This window comes from Collinsella aerofaciens (assembly GCF_001405375.1).
Lineage (GTDB): Bacteria > Actinomycetota > Coriobacteriia > Coriobacteriales > Coriobacteriaceae > Collinsella > Collinsella aerofaciens_F.
In genome coordinates, this window is sequence record NZ_CYYP01000002.1 from 181422 (window position 1) to 203111 (window position 21690).

Below are 21690 nucleotides of genomic sequence, written 5' to 3' on the forward strand. Positions count from 1 at the left end.
GCGGCTGCTTGTTGGATCGTCGCCCGGCTTCGCACCGTTGAAGATACCGATGGTATAAATGGTCGCCCCGCCACTCTTTATGGCTTGGCGATATTGATGGCATCCTTAGCAACCTCGGCCTCAAAACCATTAGAACTCGTAGGAGAGCCATCGGTGAAGAACACAACGATCTTCTGGGCGTCTTCACGACCAGCGATGCCCTTGGCCAGGTCCATGCCATAGTCGGCACGAGTAGAGCCAGCGGGCTCGATTAAATTAACCGTGTTCTTGAGGCTCTTTGCGCCCCCATCCTTGCAGACCGTGAGGCCCAACATGGTCTGGGAGTAGTTGTAGGTGTTGCCGTCGTCGCGATAGGTATCATTACCAACCTTATCGCTCTTCTTGCCCGCAAACTTTACGATGGCAACCTGGTGCTGCTTGCTCGCGTCCTTAACGTTCTTGTTTTGCTCGGCAATGGTGTCGATAAAGTGGTTGGCAGCATTCTTGAGCGCAACGATACGCTTGGTAGAATCTCCACCACCCATAGAATCATCCATTGAGCCAGAGGCATCGAGCACCATTACGATGTCGAGCGGCTTGGAAACCAGCGACGTTGTATCGGATGTCGAAGACATCGCCGAAAGCGTGGTCAAAAAGTCCGATTTCCCGTCATCGATTGCTTGGACCGTCTTATCCGTCCAAATTCGGCCGACGTTTTGCGTCGTGACCTTACTGCCGTCATAGCCGCCCGCCCAGAACTTCCAATGGTTACTGGTGTCGTGGTCGACTACCTTTGTCGCTTCCGGTCCGTCCATTCCGGTGCTGGACCTGGCGTTGGCCTCGGGCAGCATGGCAAATGCTGCAGCCGGCAACACCAGCACTACGGCCAGTATCACCGCCAAGAGACCCCTCGTGTACTTACCCATCGCGTCTCCCTTCTCGCGGTCTCAGACCTTGCATCAGCCTAAAGTTACGGAATGAGACACAATTTGAGCAGGTGACACATGCTCCAGATTCGATTTTGAACGTGAGACAAATGTCTCACCAAAGTTGAGACACGGCGTTTTCGCAGGAAAATAGGTGCGACTCAGAGCCATCGGGCCAAAATGATCCGTTTTCCTCCGTCCCCGGGGGCTCAAGGGCTGTCACCGATATGGTGCTATTTCAAAACTATGCCGGATTACGGGGCTAAAGTCGGGATCCTCATCCATACCTTCATTTTTTGAAAAACGGTAGGCTATCTACCTGCGGTTTTGTTTTTGGGATTTTCCGTATGGTCGGAGGTTCGCTATCCAGCCCCGTAATCCGGCATAGTTTTGTTCGCGGCGGCACAACCGCGCGCTCACGCGCGGGGCCGGCGGGGCATTTTTGCCCCGCCGGCCCCATCCCAGCGCTATTCCAGCCCCATTTCAGAGCTATTCCGGCTTGGTTTCCACCGTGGGAGTCTTGTCCGCTGCGACTGGGGTACGGGCGGTGTCCATAGTCAGGCAATGTTTGGGGCAGCTTTCGATGCACTCGCCGCACACCACGCAGGCATACGGGTCAATCGACCACGTTCCGCCCTTGCGATCGACCGCGAGCGCGCCCGCCGGGCAACGCCGCGCGCACATGCCACAGCAGATGCACACATCCATGTCGTTAACGATATGCCCGCGCAGGCGCTCGGGCGCCGTCAGCTTCTCCTGCGGATAGCACACCGTGACCGGCTGCTTGACCATAGAGCCCAAGGCCGTCTTGGCAAATGTCAGAAAACTCATGCCGCGCCTACCTTTCCGTGCAGCTAATGCAGGGGTCGATGGTCAGGATAATCATGGGCACGTTGGCAAGGAGCACGCCCTGCAGCGCATGCGTCAGACCCGCCAGGTTTTGCGACGTCGGCGTGCGCACGCGGAAACGGTCCAGGTTCTTGGTGCCGTTGCCGCGCACATAGTAATACGCCTCGCCGCGCGGTTGCTCAATCACAACCTCGCCACGCGCGCCGTCGGCCGGCGTGAGCTTGGTGCGCCCGCCGATACCGTCGTGCGGAATCTTGCCCGCAAGCTCCTTGATGATGTCCATGGCCTGCGTGACCTCGGCACAACGCACCTGGCAGCGGGCATAGCAATCGCCATCGGTAGCAACGATGGGCTCAAATGCAGCCAAGTCCGCATAGGCACCGTCGCCAAACATGCGCACGTCGTAGTCCACGCCCGAAGCGCGCCCAAACGGGCCGACCATCGAAAGCCCCAGCGCGTCCTTCTTGCTGATCACGCCCACGCCATGCAGGCGCTCGCCGCAGCTATTGTCGTCCAAAAACGTATGCACCAGGGCCTCGTAGTCGGGACGCATGGCGTCGAGCGTCTGGACAATACCCGCCAGCTCGGAGTCCTCGATGTCGTGCTTAAGGCCGCCGATTTCGTTGATCGACAGAATCACGCGGCCGCCGCAGGTGCTCTCAAAGATCTTGAGAATCTGCTCGCGCAGCGTCCACGAACGATAGAACAGCGCCTCGAAGCCAAAGGCATCGGCGAGCAGGCCCAGCCACAGCAGGTGCGAGTGAATGCGCGAAAGCTCGTGCAGAATGGTGCGGATATACTGCACGCGGCCGGGCACCTCGATGTCGAGCATGCGCTCGCAGGCGCTGGCATAGCCGCAGCTGTGGCCCACGGCGCAGATGCCGCAGATGCGCTCGGCGATGTAGCCAAACTGGTGCATGTCGCGCTTTTCGGTGAGCTTCTCGAGTCCGCGGTGCACAAAGCCGATCTGCGGAATTGCCTCGAGAACGCGGTCGTCCTCAATCACCAGGTCCAGATGAAGCGGCTCGGGCAGCACCGGGTGCTGCGGGCCAAACGGAATAACGGAGCGATGTGCCATGGACCTTACGCCTCCTTTTTCTGCTTGTCGCGGGCGACCTTGGCGGCAAGCGCCGCGCGGACCTTGGCCGCTTTCTCGGGATCCATGGCGGCGAGCTTTGCCTCCATCTCAGCGGCCTTGAGCGCGGCCTTCGCAGCAGTTTCATCGTGCTGAGCATCGGAGCCGGCAGCCGCAGCGGACTGGGCGCTCGCCGCAGCCGAAGCATCGCCGGCACTCGCAGCGCTCTCCCCTGCAGCAGCCGCAGCCGCGGCGGCCTTCTCGGCAGCGGCCTTGCGCGCCTTGGCCTCGGCGGCGGCACGCACCTTCATGGCTTTCTCGCGCGCGGCCTTCACCTCGGGCGTGATAACGCTCATGGGCTCGGCAGTCGAGACCTGGTAGAAAAAGCCCTTAAAGTCAATCTGCATATCGGTGATGGCAAGACCAAACAGGTCGTGCGCCTCGTTTTCAAACGGGAATACCGCCGGATAGTACGAGCTGATGGACGGAATCTCCTGGTACTGGTCGATGCCCTCAACCACCAGGTTCTCGATCGCATAGCTGCCGTCCTGCGCAATATGCTCCTGAGCAGCACGAACGTCGATAAACGTATAGACCAAGCGATACGATCCGTCGTCCACACAGCGCTCGGCATGCATCTGCACAAAGCGCGCGCCGGTACCTTTGAGCGCCTGCACATGCGGCAACAGTTCATCGATCCCGACGGTGGTATAGATAGCCTTTTGCATTACTCGGCCTCCTTTGCAGTGGCGGGCGTCCCATCAGGCGCGTCGCCGGCCCCCGCAGCCACAAACCCGTCCTCGCCCAGCTCAACGCCGCCGTCCCAGGTAGCGGCACCGCCCACGGTGAGCGGATCGCCGCCGGCGCGCATCACGGCCTCCTTCTTGTCCAGGATGCCGCATGCCTCCACGATGGCATCGATCACGGTCTCGGGACGAATGGCGCACCCGGGCGCGTACACGTCCACGGGAATCGCGCGGTCCACGCCGCCGATCACGTTGTAGGCATCGCGGAACACGCCACCCGAACACGCGCAGATACCGCAGGCCACCACGCACTTGGGCTCGAGCATCTGGTTGTAGATCTGGCGCACGACGGGCAGGTTCTGGGCATTGACCGACCCCGTCACCAAAAAGATATCCGCATGCTTGGGGTTGCCGGTGTTGACCACGCCAAAGCGCTCCGCATCGAACAGCGGCGTGAGCGAGGCCAGCACCTCGATATCGCATCCGTTGCAGCTCGAGCCGTCGTAATGAATAACCCACGGCGAGCGCGACATTTTATGATCCATGGATGCCGCCTCCTAAATAAATACGTCGACGAGGATGGGCATAAGGTTGAGCAGGCCAAACACCAGCGCCACGCCCCATCCGAGCCTAAAGCAGCTGCGCCAGGTGCTGCGTGCGAAGGTGTTGTCGATCAGGACCTCGACAAAATACGTCGCGGCCATCACGACCAGGGCTACGACCCAGCTCACCGGGTTGTTCCAAACAAAGAACATGCCCACCCACATCAAAAACAGCACGGTCTCGCACCAGTGCATAAGGGTCATCTTGGCCAGCGTGCCGCCGCTCATCTCGGTGGCGACGCCCTGGACGATCTCCTGATGCGCGTGATGCGAGTACGAAAGGTCAAACGGCGACTTGCGCAGCTTGATGGTAAGCACCGCGAGCAGTGCGAGGAAAATGGGCGCGCTGTACACGATGATGGGGGCCGACTGTCCCGTCACGGCAATGGAATCGAAGCTATCGGTGACAAGGTACAGGCCCACGCTCATCAGCAGAACGGCGGGCTCGTAACTCATAACCTGCAGCAGCTCGCGGTCGGCGCCAACCTGGGCAAACGGGCTTTGCGTCGAGGCGGACGCCAGCACCACAAAGATCGCGGCGAGGGTAACCATAAACGCGCACAGAAGCGTGTTGGAGCCCGACACAAAGATGCCGCCGCCCACCACGGTAAAGATGAGCGCGCACGCCATATAGGTATCGTCCATGGTGTTTACGCTGGCAGGGGCCTTGCGCAGCAGCTTGGCAACGTCGTAGAAGGGCTGCAGCAGACGCGGACCCACACGGCCCTGCATGCGGGCCGAAAGCTTACGGTCAAGGCCGTCAATCAAACCGCCCACAAGCGGCGCAACCAAGGCAAACGCCACGGTGCCTATAAAGATGCCCACGACGCCCGAACCTTCGAAATACTTACCGCGCAGCACCGAGGGCGCACTCATGGCAAGTCGCTCGGGCCCAATCCACGCGCAACACAGCAGCGCAAACAAGATAATGCTGCAGCACACGACGCTGCCCGCGGGGCCAATACGCTTCTCGCCAAGGGCGTCCTCCGAGTACCAATTGCGCTTTTCGGCCTTCACCTCGTGTCCCATCGAGCCGCGGAAATGGCGATATTTGTCGGTTCCCACACCCGAAAGGTACACGTTGACGTGTGGCTTGTTGCTCACGCGGAATGAAGTCAGCAGCACCACGGCGATAAACGCCACGATAACCACCATCAGATACATGGCGTCCTTGCCAATAACGTACGGCACGCGGCCAAACACCATAGCCAAGTAAGGCGACACCAGGCCGCTCGAGATAACCGGGAACGCCACGCAGCACAGAATCAGTAGCGCGGCGATGGTGTTGAGCGCCATCCATTCGGTCTTATGGACATTGACCTCAACGTTTTGAGCTGTGGGGTCGACGCCCGAAAGCTTGGCAAGCCACTTGCCCCAGAAGTAAAACGTCGCGGCAGAGCCAAAGGCCAGCACCATGATCATGAGCACGTTGCCGGTCTGCGCAAACGCCACCAGGGCGCCCCACTTGGACACGAGCATGCCAAACGGCGCCACGAACATGCCCATGATGCCCAGCATCATCAGGCGCGTCAGATGCGGCATGCGGCTGAACATGCCGTCCATGTCCTCGATATTGCGGCTGCCGATATGATGCTCGGCCGTGCCCACGCACAGGAACAGCAACGACTTTGCCACCGTGTGGAACAGGATTAGGAAGATGGCGGCCCATACGGCCTCGGGCGCGCCGACACCCAAGCAGGCACTAATGAGACCCAAGTTGGAAATGGTGGAGTACGCGAGCACACGTTTGGCGTTGCTCTGCGAGATGGCCATGAGGGCAGCAAGCAAAAACGTGATGGCACCCACACTCGTGACCATAAAGCCGGTCACGGGATAGATGGCATAGAGCGGGCTCAGCTTGACCATCAGGAACACGCCGGCCTTGACCATGGTGGACGAGTGCAGCAGGGCGCTCGTGGGCGTGGGGGCAACCATAGCACCGAGCAGCCAAGTATGGAACGGCATCTGCGCGGCCTTGGTGAGCGCGGCGAGCGACAACAGGATGACCGGCATCACCAGCAACGCGGATTGCGCGGTTCCGGCGCCGGAAAGTTTGATCATGCCCGAGATGGTCAGCGGCATGCCGTTAACGTGCAGGTACATGAGTCCGACCAAAAACGCGATACCGCCCAGCATGTTAAGGATGATCTGGGTGAAGGCGTTTTTGATGGCCTCGGGCGTGCGAGTGTAGCCAATCATAAGGAACGAGCACACGGTGGTGATTTCCCAGCCGCAGAACAGCCACTCAAGGTTATCGCTCGTCACGATGACGAACATGGCCGAGAGGAACAGGAACATAAGCGCCAGGAACTGCGGGCGGCGGTCGGGCGCGGTCTGCCCGCGCAGCGCGGCCTCGTGCTCGTCATGGGCCTGGAAGTCCTTCATGTAACCCAGGGCATACACGCAGATCAGGCTGCCGACGATACCGACGGCGAGGACCATGATCACGCTCATGTAGTCCAGGTAGAGCGGCGTCGCCGTGACGGCTTCGGCCGCGGGCAGCGTCATGGCTGCAAAGGCGAGCGAGCCCACCAGCTGGACTATGCCGAACACCGTGGTGAGCGCGTTCCTATATTTGTACGCGTTGTACAGGATGACGGCGCACAGGATGACATCGATGGCGGAGCTGATGATCGAGAGCACATGCGAGGTGCCGGGGGCAACCTCAAAGCTCTGCGGACCCGTGCCAAAAAACATGACGGCGACTACAACTGTCACCGCCATAATAATGCCGGAACCTATGAGCCCCACCGCATCGCGGGCGCGGTCACCGCGCGCGAGCAGCATGCCCAGCGCCGGTACCAGCGGAAACAGGGTAAGGAAATACAGTAGCGTCATACCATCACTCCCCCATGCAAAAACGCTGCAATTGTTTAACGTTATAGCTCAATTGAGGAGTAGCGGCGGCAGGTTTTCGGTCAACTGGGGAGTTTTAGGCGTACGGGGCAAGGAGTCTGTCCGCTTTGGAGCAGAGGGGCGGCAAGAAAAATGCGCCCCTGTGGGCGCACCATCCCGTTTGCTATTCCGCCTTTTTAACGCGCGGCTTGCGACCGCGCGGCTTATCGACCAGTGCGGCCTCACCGCTCTCGCGGTACTGACGGCACCAAGCCTTGACCGAAGACTCGCTAGGAATCTTGTGCTTGATCATGGCCTCGCGAACCGTCAAGCCGTTTTCCAAGCGGTCCTTGACCACGGCGAGCTTAACTTCGTACGAATAGGTGTGATGATGCGAACCGGCGTTGAGAACGGCGTCGGCACCGCCCACGGCATACGCGCGGGCCCACTGACGAGCCGTGGCCTGGGGAATGCCAAGCTCCGCGGCGAGGGCGCGATGACCGACCCCCTCTTGGAGGATCTCGACGGCGCGCTGCCTAACCTCGGGCGCATGCGTGCGAGTCCTAGTTGCTTCCGACATACCTGCCACTTCTTAGCCTTAACCGTTAATCTGCTTTCTTACGTGCATGTTAGATAGTAGCATTTTGCTGTTTGCTCAAAGCAGTTAATTAAAATAGACGCGGCGTTATCTGGGCATTTGGCACCAAATTACGACATATCTTTATCGATTATTTACGCTGGTAGCTGACTCACAGCTAATCGTCATTCGCTTGTCAACAAAATTGGCATCTCTTTATGCCCTTTGGTATAGAGGATATAGTTATTAACCCCTCCCCCAATAATTTTGAGTGATCTGCAAGGCAGTAGACGTCCTCATTCCTCATGATTACCGCGCATTGCCATCCACCGGAGCAAAACAAAAAGGGCGGGACCTGCTGCGCTTGCAGGCCCCGCACCGGTTGACACCCGACGGGACACAGCCGGGCGAGACGAATCCGTGCTACCGCCCCGCCTGGCCGCGATGTTCAACTACAGCTCGTTGGCCGCGTGATATGCCGTGCGGATGGCGCTCGCGATGTCGGCGGTGCGCTCGCCCGAGCAGTCGCCCACGCAGGTCACGGGCACCGTTACGCCGTCCAGGTCAAACGCGTTGGCCTTGGAGCCCACGGCCATCACCACGTAATCGCAGGAGATCTTTACCGGCTCCTCGGCGCCGTCCTCGGTGGTGCGAACAGCCTCCACGCCCTCATCGGTAATGGCGGTCAGGCGGGTCTTCACGTGCTGCTCCACGTTGTGCTCTGCAAAGTCGCTCATGATCAGTGGCAGAATGGTCTCGGACTCGCCCGCGGCAATCTTGTCGAGCATCTCCACGATCGCCACCTCGCAGCCGTGCTGCAGCAGGTACTCGGCAGTCTCGGTGCCCACCAGGCCACCGCCAATGACGGCGACGCGCCCGCTGAGCTCCACCTTGCCGGCCAGCACGTCCCAGCTCGAGACGACCTTCTCCGAGTCGGCACCCGGAACGGGGATGACCACGTCGTGCGCGCCCACGGCAACAATCGCGGCGTCGGCGGCGTTGAGGTCCTCAGCGGTAGCGGCATGGCTGAGCTCAACCTTCACGCCCAGGCCAGGCAGAATCTTCTCGTAGTACTCGACCGAGCGCATGATCTCGTCCTTGCGCGGAGGCGCAGCCGCCAGCACAATCTGGCCGCCCAGATGATCGCTCGCCTCGTAGATGGTCACGTCGTAGCCGCGCTTGGCCGCCACGCGTGCGGCCTCCAGGCCGGCGATGCCACCGCCCACCACGGCGATCTTCTTGTCGCCCTCGCCCGGCTTGATGGCGATGGTCGCCTCGTCACCGTTCTCGGCATTGAGCACGCACGAGATGTACTTGCGGCTTTGAATCGCGTCGACGCAGCCCTTGTTGCAGTTGAGGCACTCGCGAATGGGCTCGCCCGTGGCGGCCTTCAGCGCAATGTCGGGGTCGCACATGAGCGAGCGGCCATAGGCGATGATGTCGGCCGCGCCGTCTTCCAGAATCTTCTCTCCGGCCTCGACCGAGACAACACGGCCCACGGTTGCCACCGGCACGGAGACCAGGGCCTTGACGCGCTCGGCCACGGGCAGCGTCCAGTTGTAGGGCATGGCGCCCATGGGCGGAATGGTGTCGCCCATGTTGCCGGTGTGGTTGGCCTGTGCGACCTGGATCATATCGATGCCCGCGCCCTCGAGCAGCTTGGCGAACTCGCAGGCCTCGTCGGGCTGCAGACCGCCCTTGCCGCGCGGCGTGCCGTCGGGGTTCTCCATGATCACGGGGAGCTTGTACTCCACCATCAGCTGCGGCGCGGCTTCCTTAATGGCAGCGACGACCTCGAGCGCGTAGCGAACGCGGTTCTCGAACGAGCCGCCGTACTCGTCGGTGCGCTGGTTGAGGATGGCCGAGCACAGCGAACCCACCAAGCGGTCGCCGTGGACCTCGATGGCGTCGATGCCGGCCTGCTGCGCGCGAGCGGCCGAGGCAGCGATGGCCTCCTTGATCTGGGTGAGCTGCTCTACGCTCGCCTCGTTCACAAAGTGCTGCATGTCGTGGTGCAGCTTGGCGTAGGCCTGGTTGCGGATCTCGTTGGACTCGGCCATCTTGGCGGCAAAGGTCTCCTCGTCGCCGGCGGCCTTGGCCTCCTGCGCGGCCTTGGCGGCGGCCATGGATCCCATGACCATGCGGCCGACACCGGGCACATCGTACTCGGGGTGGAACAGCTGCAGCGCGACCTTGGCGCCGTGCTTGTGGACGGCATCAGCCAGCGCCTTAAACGTGGGGATCTGGGCGTCGGTTGCCAGCTTGGGCGTGGGGCTTGCGGTCATAACGGGAGCGACGTCGCCGATGACGATGTAGCTCACGCCGCCACGGGCCAAGCGCTCGTAAAAAGCCAGGCTGCGCTCGCCGATGGAACCGTCACGCTCCTCGTAGCCGGTGGTCAGCGGCGGAAACATAATGCGGTTCTTGAGCTCAAGGGGGCCAACCGTAATGGGCTGGAGCAGCTTGGATGCAGGTGTGGTCATGGACATTCCTCTCTTGTAGGCGCGGCGGCGATGATGCCGCGTAGTTATCTAGAGGATATGGCATGGGAATACAGCAGCGCAACGGAAATCGGCGGACAGCAGGTAGCGGCAGGTGGATGGGGATGGGCGGGGCGGCCCGTCGGTTTATCTCAATCTGTAACAGTTACGCGACAAAACCGGGTCTTACTGTTACAGATCGAGACATTCCTCTCGGCCCATCCTCAACAATCTAGATCTGTAACAGCTAGGCCCACTTTTGACCCCTACCTGTTACAGATCGAGACAAACCAAACCCGCCTGCTAGAAAATCTCAATCTGTAACGGTTACTCGGCAAAAACCGTCCCTCGTGTTACAGATTTAGACAAACACGACCAAGCCCACCGGTATATCTCGATCTGTAACACCTAGCCGCCCAAATCGGGTCTAGATGTTACAGATCGAGATTTTGTTTGAGAGGCCGAGAATTGGATCGAAAACACGGTCCCGAAATAACAAAAAAGCTCGCCGGCTAGGCCGACGAGCTGCAAGTTCTTGGTCGCGGGGGCAGGATTTGAACCTACGACCTCCGGGTTATGGATATGGCGGGCCGTCAAACAGCGATTGGACTAAAGCCGTGCCTTCCACAGTATTTAGTCCTATAAACAGTCCAACATCTTTATTTCTAGTCGTTAGATTGGACTAAAATGACTTTAATTTCGATATTTAGTCGTATCTTACGACTAAATATCAGCCACGAGACCGTTAGGAGCGATCTTGTACTACAGCGATCACGACGTCCTTGAACTCATCGCCCGTATCGAGAAGCCCTATGAGAGCGAGGTTATCGAGCTCAAGGAAGCGAAAAACGACTTCAGTTTCAAGAACCTCGGGAAGTACTTCTCCGCCCTGAGTAACGAAGCGGTCCTGCGCGGGAAACAAGACGCCTGGCTCATCTTCGGTATGGACAACGACAAGGTCGCATGCGGAACCGCTTACCGAGAAGGAAATCCGGCCAACCTTCGATCCCTTAAAAAGGAGATTGCGGACCGCGCGAACAACCACCTCACCCTGAGAGAGATCCATGAACTCAGGATTGACGGCAAACGCGTCCTCGCGTTTCAAATCCCCGCCGCAACGCCAGGCATGCCGACGGCGTTCAACAATGCGGCATGGGCGCGCGAGGGCGAATCACTCGGGCCACTCCCCATCGATAAGTACGAGCAGATACGCCAAATGCGGAGGCCGGACTGGAGTGCCCTCGAAATCGAAGAAGCAACCTTCGAGGACCTCGACCCCAAAGCCGTGAAGAAAGCGGTGGAGCTCTTTCTCTCCAAGCACCGGCGGCATTCCGGGGCGTTCGCGGACATGGATGACCGCACGATTCTCGACATGGCAAACCTAACCAGAAACGGCAAGATCACCCCGACGACACTCATCCTGCTCGGAAGGCCAGAATCCACCCGTCTGCTCGATGGGATGAGCCCGCGCATCACCTGGACTCTCTATGCCTCCAATGGATCGGTAACCTCTTACGAGCACTTCAAACCACCCTTCCTTCTCGCGATTGACCAGGTACTCGGGAAAATCCGCAACGAGAAGTACCGGTTCAACGCAAATGGCGCGAGTCTGTTTCCCTTTGAGGCTGACCAGTACGAACCCGAGATCATCAGAGAGCTCCTGAACAACTGTATCGCCCATCAGGACTATTCCATGCAGGGGCGAATCAATGTCGAGGAATTCGAGGATCACCTCGTGTTCCTAAACGAAGGGTCCTTCATTCCGGAGACAATCGAAAATGCGATGCGGCCGGGTTTTAAGCCAAGCTACTACCGCAACCCCTTCCTTTCCGAGGCGATGGTGCAGATGGACATGATTGACACCATCGCCATGGGAATCCCCAAAGTATTCCAGATGCAGAGAAAGCGATACTTCCCCCTACCCACCTACGACCTTTCGGATCCAACCCGCGTGCGCGTAAGCGTCTACGGTAAGACCATCAATGAGAGCTACAGCAGGCTACTCTATGCTAAACCGGACCTTCCGATGGACGTCGTCTACCTTTTGGACAAGGTTCAAAAAGGCGAGGAAATCACGAACGAGGAGGCCGCAGAGCTGCATCGACTCAAGCTTATCGAAGGCAGGTACCCCCATATCTCCATCACGAACGCCCTTGCCTCGAAGACGGGGCAGGAGGTGTCTTACACGCGCAGCAAAGGCCTCAATGAAGAGGCCTGCAAGGCGTTTGTCATTCAGATGCTCTCAGAAACGGGGCCCGCACCACGTGCGAAAATCACCGCCCTCATCAACGATCTTCTCCCCTCGGGCCTTACCGACGCGCAAAAGGCCAAGAAGGTGTCGAACCTGTTAGCGAAGATGAAGAAGGTAGACAAGACCATCGATAGCGACGGAACGGGAAAGACCGCAAGATGGCATGCCCTGTAACATCGTGATGGATCTCACCGTCAGACGCACGGCTTCCAACAGACCGACCGCGATGCGTCTGGGTACCTTACCGGGCGCATCATCTAATATTGGACTCTCTACTTGCATTGGACTCTCTACTTGCGGCATCCATCCCTACCCGACTCTGGATACCGCAAGTGTCCTTTTCGATGGCATCCCCGCGTTTTGTAGTCGGAAAACAGTCGACTCATAGTTGAAAGCTACAAAAAGTGTGTCCTATAAGCCAGTAAATTGCCGAAGCGTTTTTAAAACCCGATCTCCGCAACGATCTTTTTCATCTCGATAGCCCATCCAAGCCGCCCCTCGATGTACCGCAGCCATGCGTCCTGATGGCTCTTAATTGGGTGGCCGGCCTTATAGAAACGCAGGCCCGATGCCTTTTAGCATCAAAGGGCGCCGCCGTCAGCTCGAAGCGTTTTTCGAAGATCCTTGTCCAGTACGCTAGCTTGACCATTCGGACCACTTTTAAGTAAACATCAGCAAGGGCGGCCCGACGTATCGGGAGCTCAAGACCGCCCAGTGTAATCAATCCGCAACGAAAGCGAGCCCTCGGCGCTGTGCCGGGGGCTCGACCCTTCTAGGTTTATATCGTTGAATTGGCTAGCAATATTGCTCGTCGTTAAACGGCGGCTTCGACACCTAGTCCTTCATCCCGAATACTCTGCTCGTCTTCATCGGCTGCGCCCGTGGCCCCCTCCGCTTGGATGGCATCGTAGGCTTCGATGTTCGACTCAAGGATTTCGGCGCTCTCGTTGGCAAGCGCCAGCTTCTTCTGGTGCCTGTTATACAGGCACAAACCCATACTCCCTATGGCAAGCGTTACAGCAGATCCAACAATGCAACCCTGCCACCTTCCTGTGGCAATTCCCCCATTTCTGATGTTTGCGATAAGCGCCCTTGGTCCGCCCGACTCCTTTGCAATATGTGACAGCTGCGCGTAGTCCCAATCCGTCATCGTGTCCTCCTAACTCGACCGCCCGCTGGCTACTTGATTACTTGGGTCAATAATGCAACTGCACAAGTAAACAGTAAATGTCTAAGATATGTCTGCTGCGCTATTTAGAAAGGGTATTCAGACAATGTATGTCCGCCGTTATAAGCCAGAAGATGTGCTTCCAGAACGACTTGCAAGCTTAATGCGGAGTTTCGTCAATACGGACGGTAGAGTTGGCCTCTCGCAAATCGAGCTCGCGAGGCTCATGTACGAAAGGCGTTACGGAGGAGAAAACCAATCGAGCATCGATGCTCAATGCGTAAAGAAGACGGACCAGGCGTGCAAGGCCATAGCGCGAAGGATTAGCCACTTCCTCAAGGGAGACCATTTCCCGAATTGGACTGATTTGGTCGAACTTGCCGATTTCTTCGGAAAACCAATCGGCTATCTAATCGGCGAAACGGACTGCGATTCGTACGAGCTCCAAGATGTCGCCGACATCGTTGGATTGGAGAGCGGGGCAGTCACCGCACTTAAAAGCATCACGGGGAAGGCAAGCGTAGAGTGGCCGCTTGGAAAGACCACGCTGGAGAATGAGAAGCCATCTGCAGGGAGTGCCTTCATTGCCCAGGATATGGTCGAAAAAGCCAACGCAGAACTTAATGCTTGCAGGGCAGCTCTAAATCGCATGCTCACTGCCAGAACTTTCAAAGACTTGCTGATCAGCCTCTCAAATGTTGGTGAGAGTGAATACGAGTTATTGATGACGCGCCTTGATGCGGAGGTGGCGAAACTGCAGAGAGGTGATGATTCCAAAGGCGGTGACGAACCAGTCATGCAGCAGATGGCAAGAAAAGCGCAAGCGAGAGATGCTGGGCTGCGTTTGAGGGAAGCCGAAGGCGCTCTGAAAGCATCTCGCTACGAAGCCTACGAGTTCTACGTTCGGCTCGTCGACGAAATGTTCTCAGATATGGCCAATACCGATATAGTGGCCAAGGCCAAACTCATTGCTGAGAAGCCATGATGTACCCAAGCGTACCAGCCACCTCGGCGCACAGGTACGAGCAGGCCGTCTTACTACTTGCCCACACGGTCCCGTTGCCGCCGACGAGCGACGTGGAGCAGGAATAGAACCACTGCGAACCCGTGATGCCGCTCGTTGGCAGTGCCCATGTCGCGTCCGCGTAAATCATCGTCAGGTATGAATACCCCAAGAACGTGCAGAACAGATTCGTGAGCCTGGACGGGTCGATGCCCCGGAAGTCGATGGTTGCGAAGGTGCACGACGAGAACGCGTAGCCCATCGACCGCACGCCCAAGAGGTTCCCTAGGCCGGAAATGCCTGCAAGGTTCGTGCACGAGTAGGGCAGGTAGTTCGGGTTTAAATACGAGAACGTGACCATGTCCGCCGCAAAGCTCGCGCTCGGCGGGCGCGACTTCCACGCGCAGTAGCCCGAAGACGTCCTGCCGTTGCGCTTGGTCCGACCGCCGCAGTAGGGGCAATAAACGGCCTTCATGGGTACCTCTTCCGAAAGGGTTTTACGGTTCCGGAAAAGGTTATCTACCCGCGAGAACGATAGGCAACCGGACACACATTCTGTCCGAGCGGTAAAAAGCGGGCGCGGATTTTAAACGGCTGAAAAAGGGGCATCGACCTGCGCCGATGCCCCCAAAGCGGACACACTTTTTGTCCTATAAGCCGAAGCCGTTAAGCTTCCTGGCTACAAAAGTCTTGGTCGCGGGGGCAGGATCTGAACCTACGACCTTCGGGTCATGAGAACAGAATATCGATGTTTATCGACACCTTTTGAAGCTCTTTGATACCGTTATATGCGCAGGTAGATTAACATATTTTGATAAAATGCTTGAATCAATGCCATGCCAATTTCGACCAAAATTCGACCAACGATTGCTTGACTTCAACAGTTGCATCGCAAGCGATGCAATATCAGTCCCGCGGTCGCAGGGAGCCGAAAGGCAGCCCCTGCGCCTCGATGAAGCGAAAAAGCTGCTTGAAACCCTGCTGTCACAGGAAATGGACGCGCACAGGATCGGAATGCTTCTTCCGCTCCTCCTCCTTTCTTCCGGGACGCCCGGGCGGCAAGAGCCTATTAAAAAGAGATGGATGGATTTCAAACTTGGCAAATCAAGGCGTAGCTAGTCACTCGCGTCCAAAGCCATTTGCCTAAAAATGAATACCGCTGACCGAAATGGAAAGATGGTAACAACGAAATAGATTAGTCGCACTTGTTTTTAAGAACCGTTTGTTCCAGCCCGCCCTGTTTGCAAACACCCCAACTATCATGAAATCCGTAAACAGAGGCGACATCAACACCTGACGCCGGCAAGTATGCGAGTGTCGTCTCTGCCTAAGGGGCAAGCCCCCGAGATTAGTTAGGAGAGGGGAAGAGATGGATAAAGTCAAAACGGCCTTCCAGAACTTTGGCCGCGTTATCGTCGACCCTATTTTGTACCTTTCGGTAACGGGCATCATTTTGGCCATCGCCACGGTATGCTCGCTCGGCAGCGGAGTTGTCGCAGATCTGGGCACGCTGCTCTCCGCGGCAACCAACTCCGCGGTGATCGGCAACCTGCCGGTGATTTTCGCAGTCGGCCTAACGGCAGGCTTCGCAAAGAAGCAAAAATCCAACGCGGCAGTGTTTGGACTTATTAGTTACCTCATGTTCCTGTATGTCAACAACGCCTACCTGACGCTCACCGATCAGCTGGCAAAAGCTGGCGCGATGGGTCTGTATGGCACTGGCCAGGCAACGGTACTGGGTCTTCAAGTTACCGATGTCAACGTCTTCGGCGGCGTACTCATCGGATGCTTCTGCGGTTGGCTCTATAACAAACTGATCGACGTAAAGGTATCGGAGTATATCCGGATTTACGGCGGACCCCGCCTGGCCCTTCTGGCGATGGTTCCGCTGAGCATTGTCTTCGGCATCGGAGCGACTATCGTGTGGCCCCCTATCGCCAACGCCATCAGCAACGCTTCTTCATTCATCGCAGCCTCGGGTGGTCTGGGCGTTTTCATTTACGGCTTCCTGAACCGCGTCCTCGTACCTCTCGGCATGCACCACTTTATGTGGATGCCGTTTGACTACTCCGCGATTGGCGGCACGGCGGTCGTCGCCGGCCAGAGTGTTTCCGGCGCAGCAAACATCTTCTATGCCGAGCTTCCCCATATCGCCGACGGATCCCTCACCACAGTCGACCCCTCTGTCCGCTTTGCCATGTTCGGCTTTGGCAAGGAATTCGTAACCCTCGGCACCGTGCTCGCAATGATTGCGACTTCCCGTCCGGAGAATCGAAAAGCTGTCGCAGCCATGCTGGTGCCCATTTACATCACCGCCATGCTCTCCGGCATCACTGAGCCGCTCGACTTCATGATCCTGTTCGCGTCTCCGATTCTCTGGGTTGCCTACAGCCTGTTCTACGGACTGGGCGAGATGCTCCTGTTTGTCCTGGGAGTCCGCTTGCTTAACATGTACGGTGGCATCGAGCTGCTCACGCTCGGCCTGCCTTTGCCAATGGGCGTCACCAAGTTCCCGATTTACATCGTCTTGGGCATCGTGTTTGCCGCCGTTTCGTTCATCGTTCTGGCGATGGTGATCAAGAAACTCAACCTCATGACGCCCGGCCGTTCCGCAGAGTGGTCTGCAGAGGTCTCCGGAGGCAACAATGCTCTCGAGTCCTCCGGAACTCCGGAAGTCGACGCAAAACAGCAGGAAATGGTGCAGAACATCATCAACGGCCTTGGCGGCAAGGACAATATCAACACCATGGGCTGCTGCATGACTCGTCTCCGTGTCGAAGTCAAAGATCCCGACAAGGTCAACGAAGAGACCATCAAGAAGGCTATCGACAAGGGCCTGTTTAAGAACGGCACCAATGTCCAAATTGTCGTGGGAACCAACGTGCACTCCGTCTACGACCTGCTGCGTCCCATCCTTAATCTGGAAGATTAACAGTCGCGTAATCGATAAGCGATAAGCGAGGAGACCTCATGTTGACCAAAACGTTTCATTCAATCCGAGGCATGTTCGAACGCCTGCTCAACATGTACAAAGAAAAGTCGACAAGGGGTCTTCTCGTACTTATGGCTGCATTCGCATGTGGTTTTATCTGGCCGCTCCTGGGTCTACTCGCTGCGGTTTGGACCCGGCGTTCAGGAAGGCACGCGGACGCAGGCAGCATTGCAGGCATGGCGGCGGTCATCAACATCGCTACCTACTTCGTGCAGATAGTAACCAAGATTGTCTGCAGCTCAATTTGATTTGAAAGGCATGAACAACATGAACGGATACAAGATTGTCATCTGCGGCGGCGGCAGCACCTATACCGCCGGTATCGTCAAAGACCTGATTGATCAAAAGGACGAACTGGGGATTCGTGAGCTTTGGCTCTATGACATCGACAAGGAACGCCAGGACACGGTCGCTGTGGTGGTTAAGGCAGTTATCGATGACCTTGCCCCCGAGATCCCCTTGCATGTAACCGTCGACCCCAAAGAGGCGTTTACAGATGCGAACTTTGTTATGGCGCAGATGCGCGTGGGCGGGCTCAAGATGCGTATCCAGGATGAGCAGATCAGCCTGCGCCATGGCGTAGTCGGCCAAGAGACCTGCGGAGCAGGTGGCATGGCCTATGGCATGAGGACCATCTTCCCCATGTGCGAGCTTGTCGATTTCTGCGAGGAGTACGCCTGCAAGGACTACTGGATCGTCAACTACTCTAACCCCGCTGCCATCGTAGCCAAGGCGATGCACAAGCTGCGTCCAAACGCTCGCATTCTCGACATCTGCGATATGCCGGTAGAGATTGAAGCCCGCATGGCGGAGATTTTGGGCTGCGAACTCGACGACATTGAAGTCGACTACTTTGGCCTCAATCACTTTGGGTGGTATACCAGCGTACGCTGCAAGGGCGTCGACGTTACGGACAAGCTCAAAGAGCACGTGCGTAAGTACGGTTACATTTCCGAGGCAAGCCTCAATGACGCATTGGTAAAGGACCCAGACTGGGCCCACACCTTCAAGAATGCGGCAACGATTTCTACGCTATTCCAGGATTACCTCCCCAACACCTATTACCAGTATTACCTGTTGCCCGATGCCTGCGTGGAGTACATGGACATCAATAACACGCGTGGCATGCAGGTCGTAAACGGCCGCGAAAAGCGTATCTTCGACGCATCTGCGGCGCTTAAGCGCGGTGAAAAGGTCGATCTCACGCAGTTCTACGTAGGCGTCCACGGCAGGTTCATTGTCGATGTCGTCAAGTCCCTGGCGAAGGATTTGCGCCATCGCCAGCTGGTGATTGTGCCCAATAATGGCGCAATCGAGAATCTCTCGGACGACGCGACCGTCGAGATTCCGGCGTACATCACCGATCGAGGAGCCGAACCGGTCCGCGTCGGGAAGATTCCCCGCTTCTACAAGGGCCTTATCGAGCAGCAGGATGCCTGCGAGGGCCTTGTGGTCGAGGCCGTTATCGAGGGCTCCTACCAGAAGGCACTCGAGGCCTTCACCCTCAATCGCACGATTCCCTCAGCGCGCGTGGCTAAGGAAGTCTTGGACGACATGATCGAGGCGAACAAGGGCTATTGGCCTGAGCTGAAGTAGAGAAGCCATCCAGATAGCAAAAGCACAAAAGGTGGCCTCAAGGCAAAATGCTTTGGGGTCACCTTTTGTATGACTAAATCTCCGCAAAACTCGTAAAGATGAACGAATCGGCCTCGTGTTTTACACGATAGTTCTCTTGATAATCCTGATTGAATATAAGCGAATAAATAACCTGAAGCGTATACGTGAGCGAGATCATGGAAGAGTAATTGGCAACCTTTCCAATCACGCGCTCTGATTTTGGAATGAGCAAGACAGTGTCGCATTGCCTGGCGAGCGCCGAATCAGAAAACGCCGTGATTAAACACGGCTTGATTCCGCGCTCGGAAAGAGCGGCGGCGTATTTGGAATAATCATAGTGAATGCCGCTGTAGCTTAGGAATAAAAACAGGTCGCCGGGCCTACCGTTCTTAACGTGCAGTGTCTGCAGGCCACCGTCGTCCGCCATGGTGACATGACGATCGAGCTTGAGAAGATTGTTGCGAAAGATACATCCCGCCAGATAGCTTTCCCCTTTAGCAAAGATGTAAATTCGCGGGGCGCTAAGAACTGCCTTGGCGATTATGCTCAATTTGGCGCTATCGAGCTCGATTTTCGTTTGATCTATGACGCCCTTCAGGAGATTTGCAAGGTTGCCCTCGATGGCCTCAATTGAATCGGTACTGCCAAAAGGACGATTGTGATCGACAGTGGCAGCCAGAAGATAGTCTCCGCTTATCTCCTGGATGAGCTGCATGATCAACTCTCGATAGCCGCTTAGGCCCAATTTCTTACAAAAGCGGATGATTGTCGCGTTCGAGGTGTAAGTCTCCTGTGCGAGCTTTGCCATAGTGAGGGTCTTAAGGTCGCCGGTATGATTGAGCAGATAGGTAGCAATGGCTCGGTCGGTTTCATTAAAAGACGCGCTGTTACGCAGGCTGTCAAGAATCATGGTCGCTCCGATCGCTTTAGTTTGCCACTTAATTATGTCATTATCAAAACGACGGGCAGCTCTTCATGCGCTGACTCATGTCCTGCAATCTCTCTTCTGATATTCCGCATGCTTCGGCAACATTATTTGTGCGGAGCGCATCGCTCAAGTCGCAGCGAACAGATACGAAGAAGTTCGATTGCCAGAATTCATTGCCCGCCTTGAGACGCAGAGACAGCCTCCGAACAAGCTACATGCGGACTTGAGACAGCATAGCGCTCGCCCGTCGGCATCCTACAACCCGTATCCCCCACTCCCCTGTTTCCGTGTTGAGAGCAATAGACGGGGTTCCAAGGGGACTCGTCCCTTTGGCGCGCAAGGTCCGGGGGCGGCGCAATCCATCCCCGGCACTATTATTAGCTAAGGACCGCCGAAACTCCTCCCAATTGGAGTTTATCGGTCGATAAGTCAAGCCGACCGGCCCGCGATTATCAATGGTTTATTTGCTTCACATAATAAATTGACTCAGGATTCACCCGCAATTCACCCGCAAAGTAAACCGATAAAGAAAAAGCTCGGAAGCAATTTTGCTTCCGAGCTGCAAGTTCTTGGTCGCGGGGGCAGGATTTGAACCTACGACCTCCGGGTTATGAGCCCGGCGAGCTACCAGACTGCTCCACCCCGCAATGTCTGGGCGCCTCATGTGCGCAAGAAAGAATATTACGCGGGAGTTCGGTAAACGGCAAGGAAAATCTCGTAGAGCATAATTCCTTCATATTTAAACCCCTCAGCCCCTATCACCGTAAACGAATCGCAGCCGAGCGCCGTCGACGGCACGTATACAATGGTGCGCGTCCTTTTATGCCAACACTGGGAGTAGACATGCTGCTCGCTATCGATATGGGAAACACGCAGACGGCCATGGGCCTGTTTGACGGAGACGAGCTGGTGCAGTCGTGGCGCATGCCCACCGACCGCTCTTATACCGCCGACGAGATCCATGTGCGCCTGATGGGTTTCTTTAAAATGTACGGCCTTTCGCTCGACGCGGTCGACGCGATCGCCTTTGCGGGCGTGGTGCCGCAGCTCTCGCGCGAATGGCACGCCGTGGCCGACCGCATTGCCGCGGACGCCATCGTCATCGGGCCGCAGACGGCCGCGGTGACCAAGCTGCGCGCGGCGCGCCCCCAGGCCGTAGGTGCCGATCGCGTCGCCAACGCCGTTGCGGCCGAGACTTTCTACGGCGCGCCGGCAATCGTGGTGGACTTTGGCACCGCGACCAATATCGACGTCATCGATGAGGACGGTTATTACATTGGTGGAGCGATTGCGCCGGGCATCCGCATTTCGATGGACGCGCTCGCCGCCCGAGCCGCCAAGCTCGCCAGCGTTCCGCTCGAGGCGCCCGAGCACGCCATCGGCCGCGATACCGAGGAGTGCATCAAGGTCGGCGCCGTGATGGGCGCCGCCGCCATGGCTGAGGGCCTGGTCGCGCGCATGAAGCGCGAGCTGGGTCGTGAGGACGCCACGGTTATCGCCACGGGCGGTCTCGCCAGCATCGTCGCCGATTCGACCGATGCCTTCGACGTGGTCGACGGACAGCTCACCATCAAGGGTATCTGCGAAATCTACCGCCGCATGCAGGAGCTGGGATAGAGCAGGGGCTTAAGTCGAGCACGGGCGCGAGCGGCGAACTAAGCA

17 protein-coding genes and 1 tRNA gene are annotated in these 21690 nt (G+C 57.4%); 6 read left to right on the top strand and 12 right to left on the bottom strand.

Features of this window, described 5'->3' with window-relative positions; all coding sequences use genetic code 11:
* Positions 1-77: 77 nt before the first annotated feature.
* From ARB25_RS01840 to bilR, 8 genes are all read right to left on the bottom strand, one after another.
* Positions 78-905 carry a VWA domain-containing protein gene (locus ARB25_RS01840; RefSeq protein ID WP_055285353.1) on the bottom strand — a complete coding sequence of 276 codons (828 nt, stop codon included), beginning with the start codon at positions 903-905 and terminating at the stop codon, positions 78-80.
* A 489-nt stretch (positions 906-1394) separates the two neighbouring features.
* A complete protein-coding gene (locus ARB25_RS01845) occupies positions 1395-1736 on the bottom strand; it encodes a 4Fe-4S dicluster domain-containing protein (protein WP_055285354.1) in 342 nt (113 codons plus the stop codon).
* A 7-nt stretch (positions 1737-1743) separates the two neighbouring features.
* The gene (locus ARB25_RS01850) at positions 1744-2832 is read right to left on the bottom strand and encodes a hydrogenase large subunit (RefSeq protein WP_055285355.1); all 1089 of its coding nucleotides are present in this window, start codon (positions 2830-2832) and stop codon (positions 1744-1746) included.
* Between the two features lie 5 nt (positions 2833-2837).
* On the bottom strand, positions 2838-3557 hold the full coding sequence (locus ARB25_RS01855; RefSeq protein ID WP_055285356.1) for an NADH-quinone oxidoreductase subunit C: 720 nt from the start codon (positions 3555-3557) through the stop codon (positions 2838-2840).
* A complete protein-coding gene (locus tag ARB25_RS01860; RefSeq protein WP_055285357.1) occupies positions 3557-4120 on the bottom strand; it encodes an NADH-quinone oxidoreductase subunit B family protein in 564 nt (187 codons plus the stop codon). Before ARB25_RS01860 ends, ARB25_RS01855 begins: the two co-directional genes overlap by 1 nt.
* Before the next feature lie 12 nt (positions 4121-4132).
* A complete protein-coding gene (locus ARB25_RS01865; RefSeq protein WP_055285358.1) occupies positions 4133-7015 on the bottom strand; it encodes a proton-conducting transporter transmembrane domain-containing protein in 2883 nt (960 codons plus the stop codon).
* 181 nt (positions 7016-7196) lie between these two features.
* Positions 7197-7592 carry a helix-turn-helix domain-containing protein gene (locus ARB25_RS01870; protein WP_055285359.1) on the bottom strand — a complete coding sequence of 132 codons (396 nt, stop codon included), beginning with the start codon at positions 7590-7592 and terminating at the stop codon, positions 7197-7199.
* Positions 7593-8041: 449 nt separating this feature from the next.
* The gene (bilR, locus tag ARB25_RS01875; protein WP_055285360.1) at positions 8042-10072 is read right to left on the bottom strand and encodes a bilirubin reductase, long form; all 2031 of its coding nucleotides are present in this window, start codon (positions 10070-10072) and stop codon (positions 8042-8044) included.
* A 754-nt stretch (positions 10073-10826) separates the two neighbouring features.
* Here bilR and ARB25_RS01880 point away from each other — a divergent pair.
* Complete coding sequence (locus tag ARB25_RS01880; protein WP_055285361.1) at positions 10827-12494, top strand: RNA-binding domain-containing protein; 1668 nt, start codon at positions 10827-10829, stop codon at positions 12492-12494.
* A 640-nt stretch (positions 12495-13134) separates the two neighbouring features.
* Here the strand turns inward: ARB25_RS01880 and ARB25_RS01885 are convergent.
* On the bottom strand, positions 13135-13470 hold the full coding sequence (locus ARB25_RS01885) for a hypothetical protein (protein ID WP_055285362.1): 336 nt from the start codon (positions 13468-13470) through the stop codon (positions 13135-13137).
* Positions 13471-13558: 88 nt separating this feature from the next.
* Between ARB25_RS01885 and ARB25_RS01890 the strand changes: the two genes are divergently transcribed.
* On the top strand, positions 13559-14473 hold the full coding sequence (locus tag ARB25_RS01890) for a hypothetical protein (protein WP_156327652.1): 915 nt from the start codon (positions 13559-13561) through the stop codon (positions 14471-14473).
* On the opposite strand, the gene ARB25_RS01895 is transcribed toward ARB25_RS01890, so the two are convergent.
* Entirely contained in the window at positions 14454-14966 is a 513-nt protein-coding gene (locus ARB25_RS01895) for a hypothetical protein (RefSeq protein ID WP_055285364.1), read from the bottom strand. The genes ARB25_RS01890 and ARB25_RS01895 overlap by 20 nt on opposite strands.
* 894 nt (positions 14967-15860) lie before the next feature.
* Between ARB25_RS01895 and ARB25_RS01900 the strand changes: the two genes are divergently transcribed.
* From ARB25_RS01900 to ARB25_RS01910, 3 genes are read left to right on the top strand one after another with little or no spacing between them, the layout of a single operon-like run.
* Positions 15861-17423, top strand: a complete 1563-nt coding sequence (locus ARB25_RS01900) for a PTS transporter subunit EIIC (RefSeq protein ID WP_055285365.1) — start codon at positions 15861-15863, stop codon at positions 17421-17423.
* A gap of 38 nt (positions 17424-17461) precedes the next feature.
* Complete coding sequence (locus ARB25_RS01905) at positions 17462-17731, top strand: hypothetical protein (RefSeq protein ID WP_055285366.1); 270 nt, start codon at positions 17462-17464, stop codon at positions 17729-17731.
* 19 nt (positions 17732-17750) lie between these two features.
* Entirely contained in the window at positions 17751-19079 is a 1329-nt protein-coding gene (locus ARB25_RS01910; protein WP_055285367.1) for a 6-phospho-alpha-glucosidase, read from the top strand.
* Between the two features lie 73 nt (positions 19080-19152).
* Here the strand turns inward: ARB25_RS01910 and ARB25_RS01915 are convergent, their stop codons facing one another.
* Together ARB25_RS01915 and ARB25_RS01920 are read right to left on the bottom strand one after the other, a co-directional pair.
* Positions 19153-20010 carry a MurR/RpiR family transcriptional regulator gene (locus tag ARB25_RS01915; protein ID WP_006235773.1) on the bottom strand — a complete coding sequence of 286 codons (858 nt, stop codon included), beginning with the start codon at positions 20008-20010 and terminating at the stop codon, positions 19153-19155.
* Positions 20011-20598: 588 nt separating this feature from the next.
* Positions 20599-20675 (bottom strand) — tRNA-Met (locus ARB25_RS01920).
* A gap of 196 nt (positions 20676-20871) precedes the next feature.
* Here ARB25_RS01920 and ARB25_RS01925 point away from each other — a divergent pair.
* Complete coding sequence (locus ARB25_RS01925; RefSeq protein ID WP_055285368.1) at positions 20872-21645, top strand: type III pantothenate kinase; 774 nt, start codon at positions 20872-20874, stop codon at positions 21643-21645.
* Positions 21646-21690: the final 45 nt, after the last annotated feature.

Excerpts from the sequence above, each read along its gene's own strand:
- ARB25_RS01900 (WP_055285365.1), top strand. The coding sequence starts at position 15,861 with ATGGATAAAGTCAAAACGGCCTTCCAGAACTTTGGCCGCGTTATCGTC.
- ARB25_RS01870 (WP_055285359.1), bottom strand. The coding sequence starts at position 7,592 with ATGTCGGAAGCAACTAGGACTCGCACGCATGCGCCCGAGGTTAGGCAG.
- ARB25_RS01890 (WP_156327652.1), top strand. The coding sequence starts at position 13,559 with ATGTCTGCTGCGCTATTTAGAAAGGGTATTCAGACAATGTATGTCCGC.
- ARB25_RS01910 (WP_055285367.1), top strand. The coding sequence starts at position 17,751 with ATGAACGGATACAAGATTGTCATCTGCGGCGGCGGCAGCACCTATACC.
- ARB25_RS01845 (WP_055285354.1), bottom strand. The coding sequence starts at position 1,736 with ATGAGTTTTCTGACATTTGCCAAGACGGCCTTGGGCTCTATGGTCAAG.
- bilR (WP_055285360.1), bottom strand. The coding sequence starts at position 10,072 with ATGACCACACCTGCATCCAAGCTGCTCCAGCCCATTACGGTTGGCCCC.
- ARB25_RS01885 (WP_055285362.1), bottom strand. The coding sequence starts at position 13,470 with ATGACGGATTGGGACTACGCGCAGCTGTCACATATTGCAAAGGAGTCG.
- ARB25_RS01905 (WP_055285366.1), top strand. The coding sequence starts at position 17,462 with ATGTTGACCAAAACGTTTCATTCAATCCGAGGCATGTTCGAACGCCTG.
- ARB25_RS01865 (WP_055285358.1), bottom strand. The coding sequence starts at position 7,015 with ATGACGCTACTGTATTTCCTTACCCTGTTTCCGCTGGTACCGGCGCTG.
- ARB25_RS01925 (WP_055285368.1), top strand. The coding sequence starts at position 20,872 with ATGCTGCTCGCTATCGATATGGGAAACACGCAGACGGCCATGGGCCTG.
- ARB25_RS01840 (WP_055285353.1), bottom strand. The coding sequence starts at position 905 with ATGGGTAAGTACACGAGGGGTCTCTTGGCGGTGATACTGGCCGTAGTG.
- ARB25_RS01895 (WP_055285364.1), bottom strand. The coding sequence starts at position 14,966 with ATGAAGGCCGTTTATTGCCCCTACTGCGGCGGTCGGACCAAGCGCAAC.
- ARB25_RS01860 (WP_055285357.1), bottom strand. The coding sequence starts at position 4,120 with ATGGATCATAAAATGTCGCGCTCGCCGTGGGTTATTCATTACGACGGC.
- ARB25_RS01850 (WP_055285355.1), bottom strand. The coding sequence starts at position 2,832 with ATGGCACATCGCTCCGTTATTCCGTTTGGCCCGCAGCACCCGGTGCTG.
- ARB25_RS01915 (WP_006235773.1), bottom strand. The coding sequence starts at position 20,010 with ATGATTCTTGACAGCCTGCGTAACAGCGCGTCTTTTAATGAAACCGAC.
- ARB25_RS01855 (WP_055285356.1), bottom strand. The coding sequence starts at position 3,557 with ATGCAAAAGGCTATCTATACCACCGTCGGGATCGATGAACTGTTGCCG.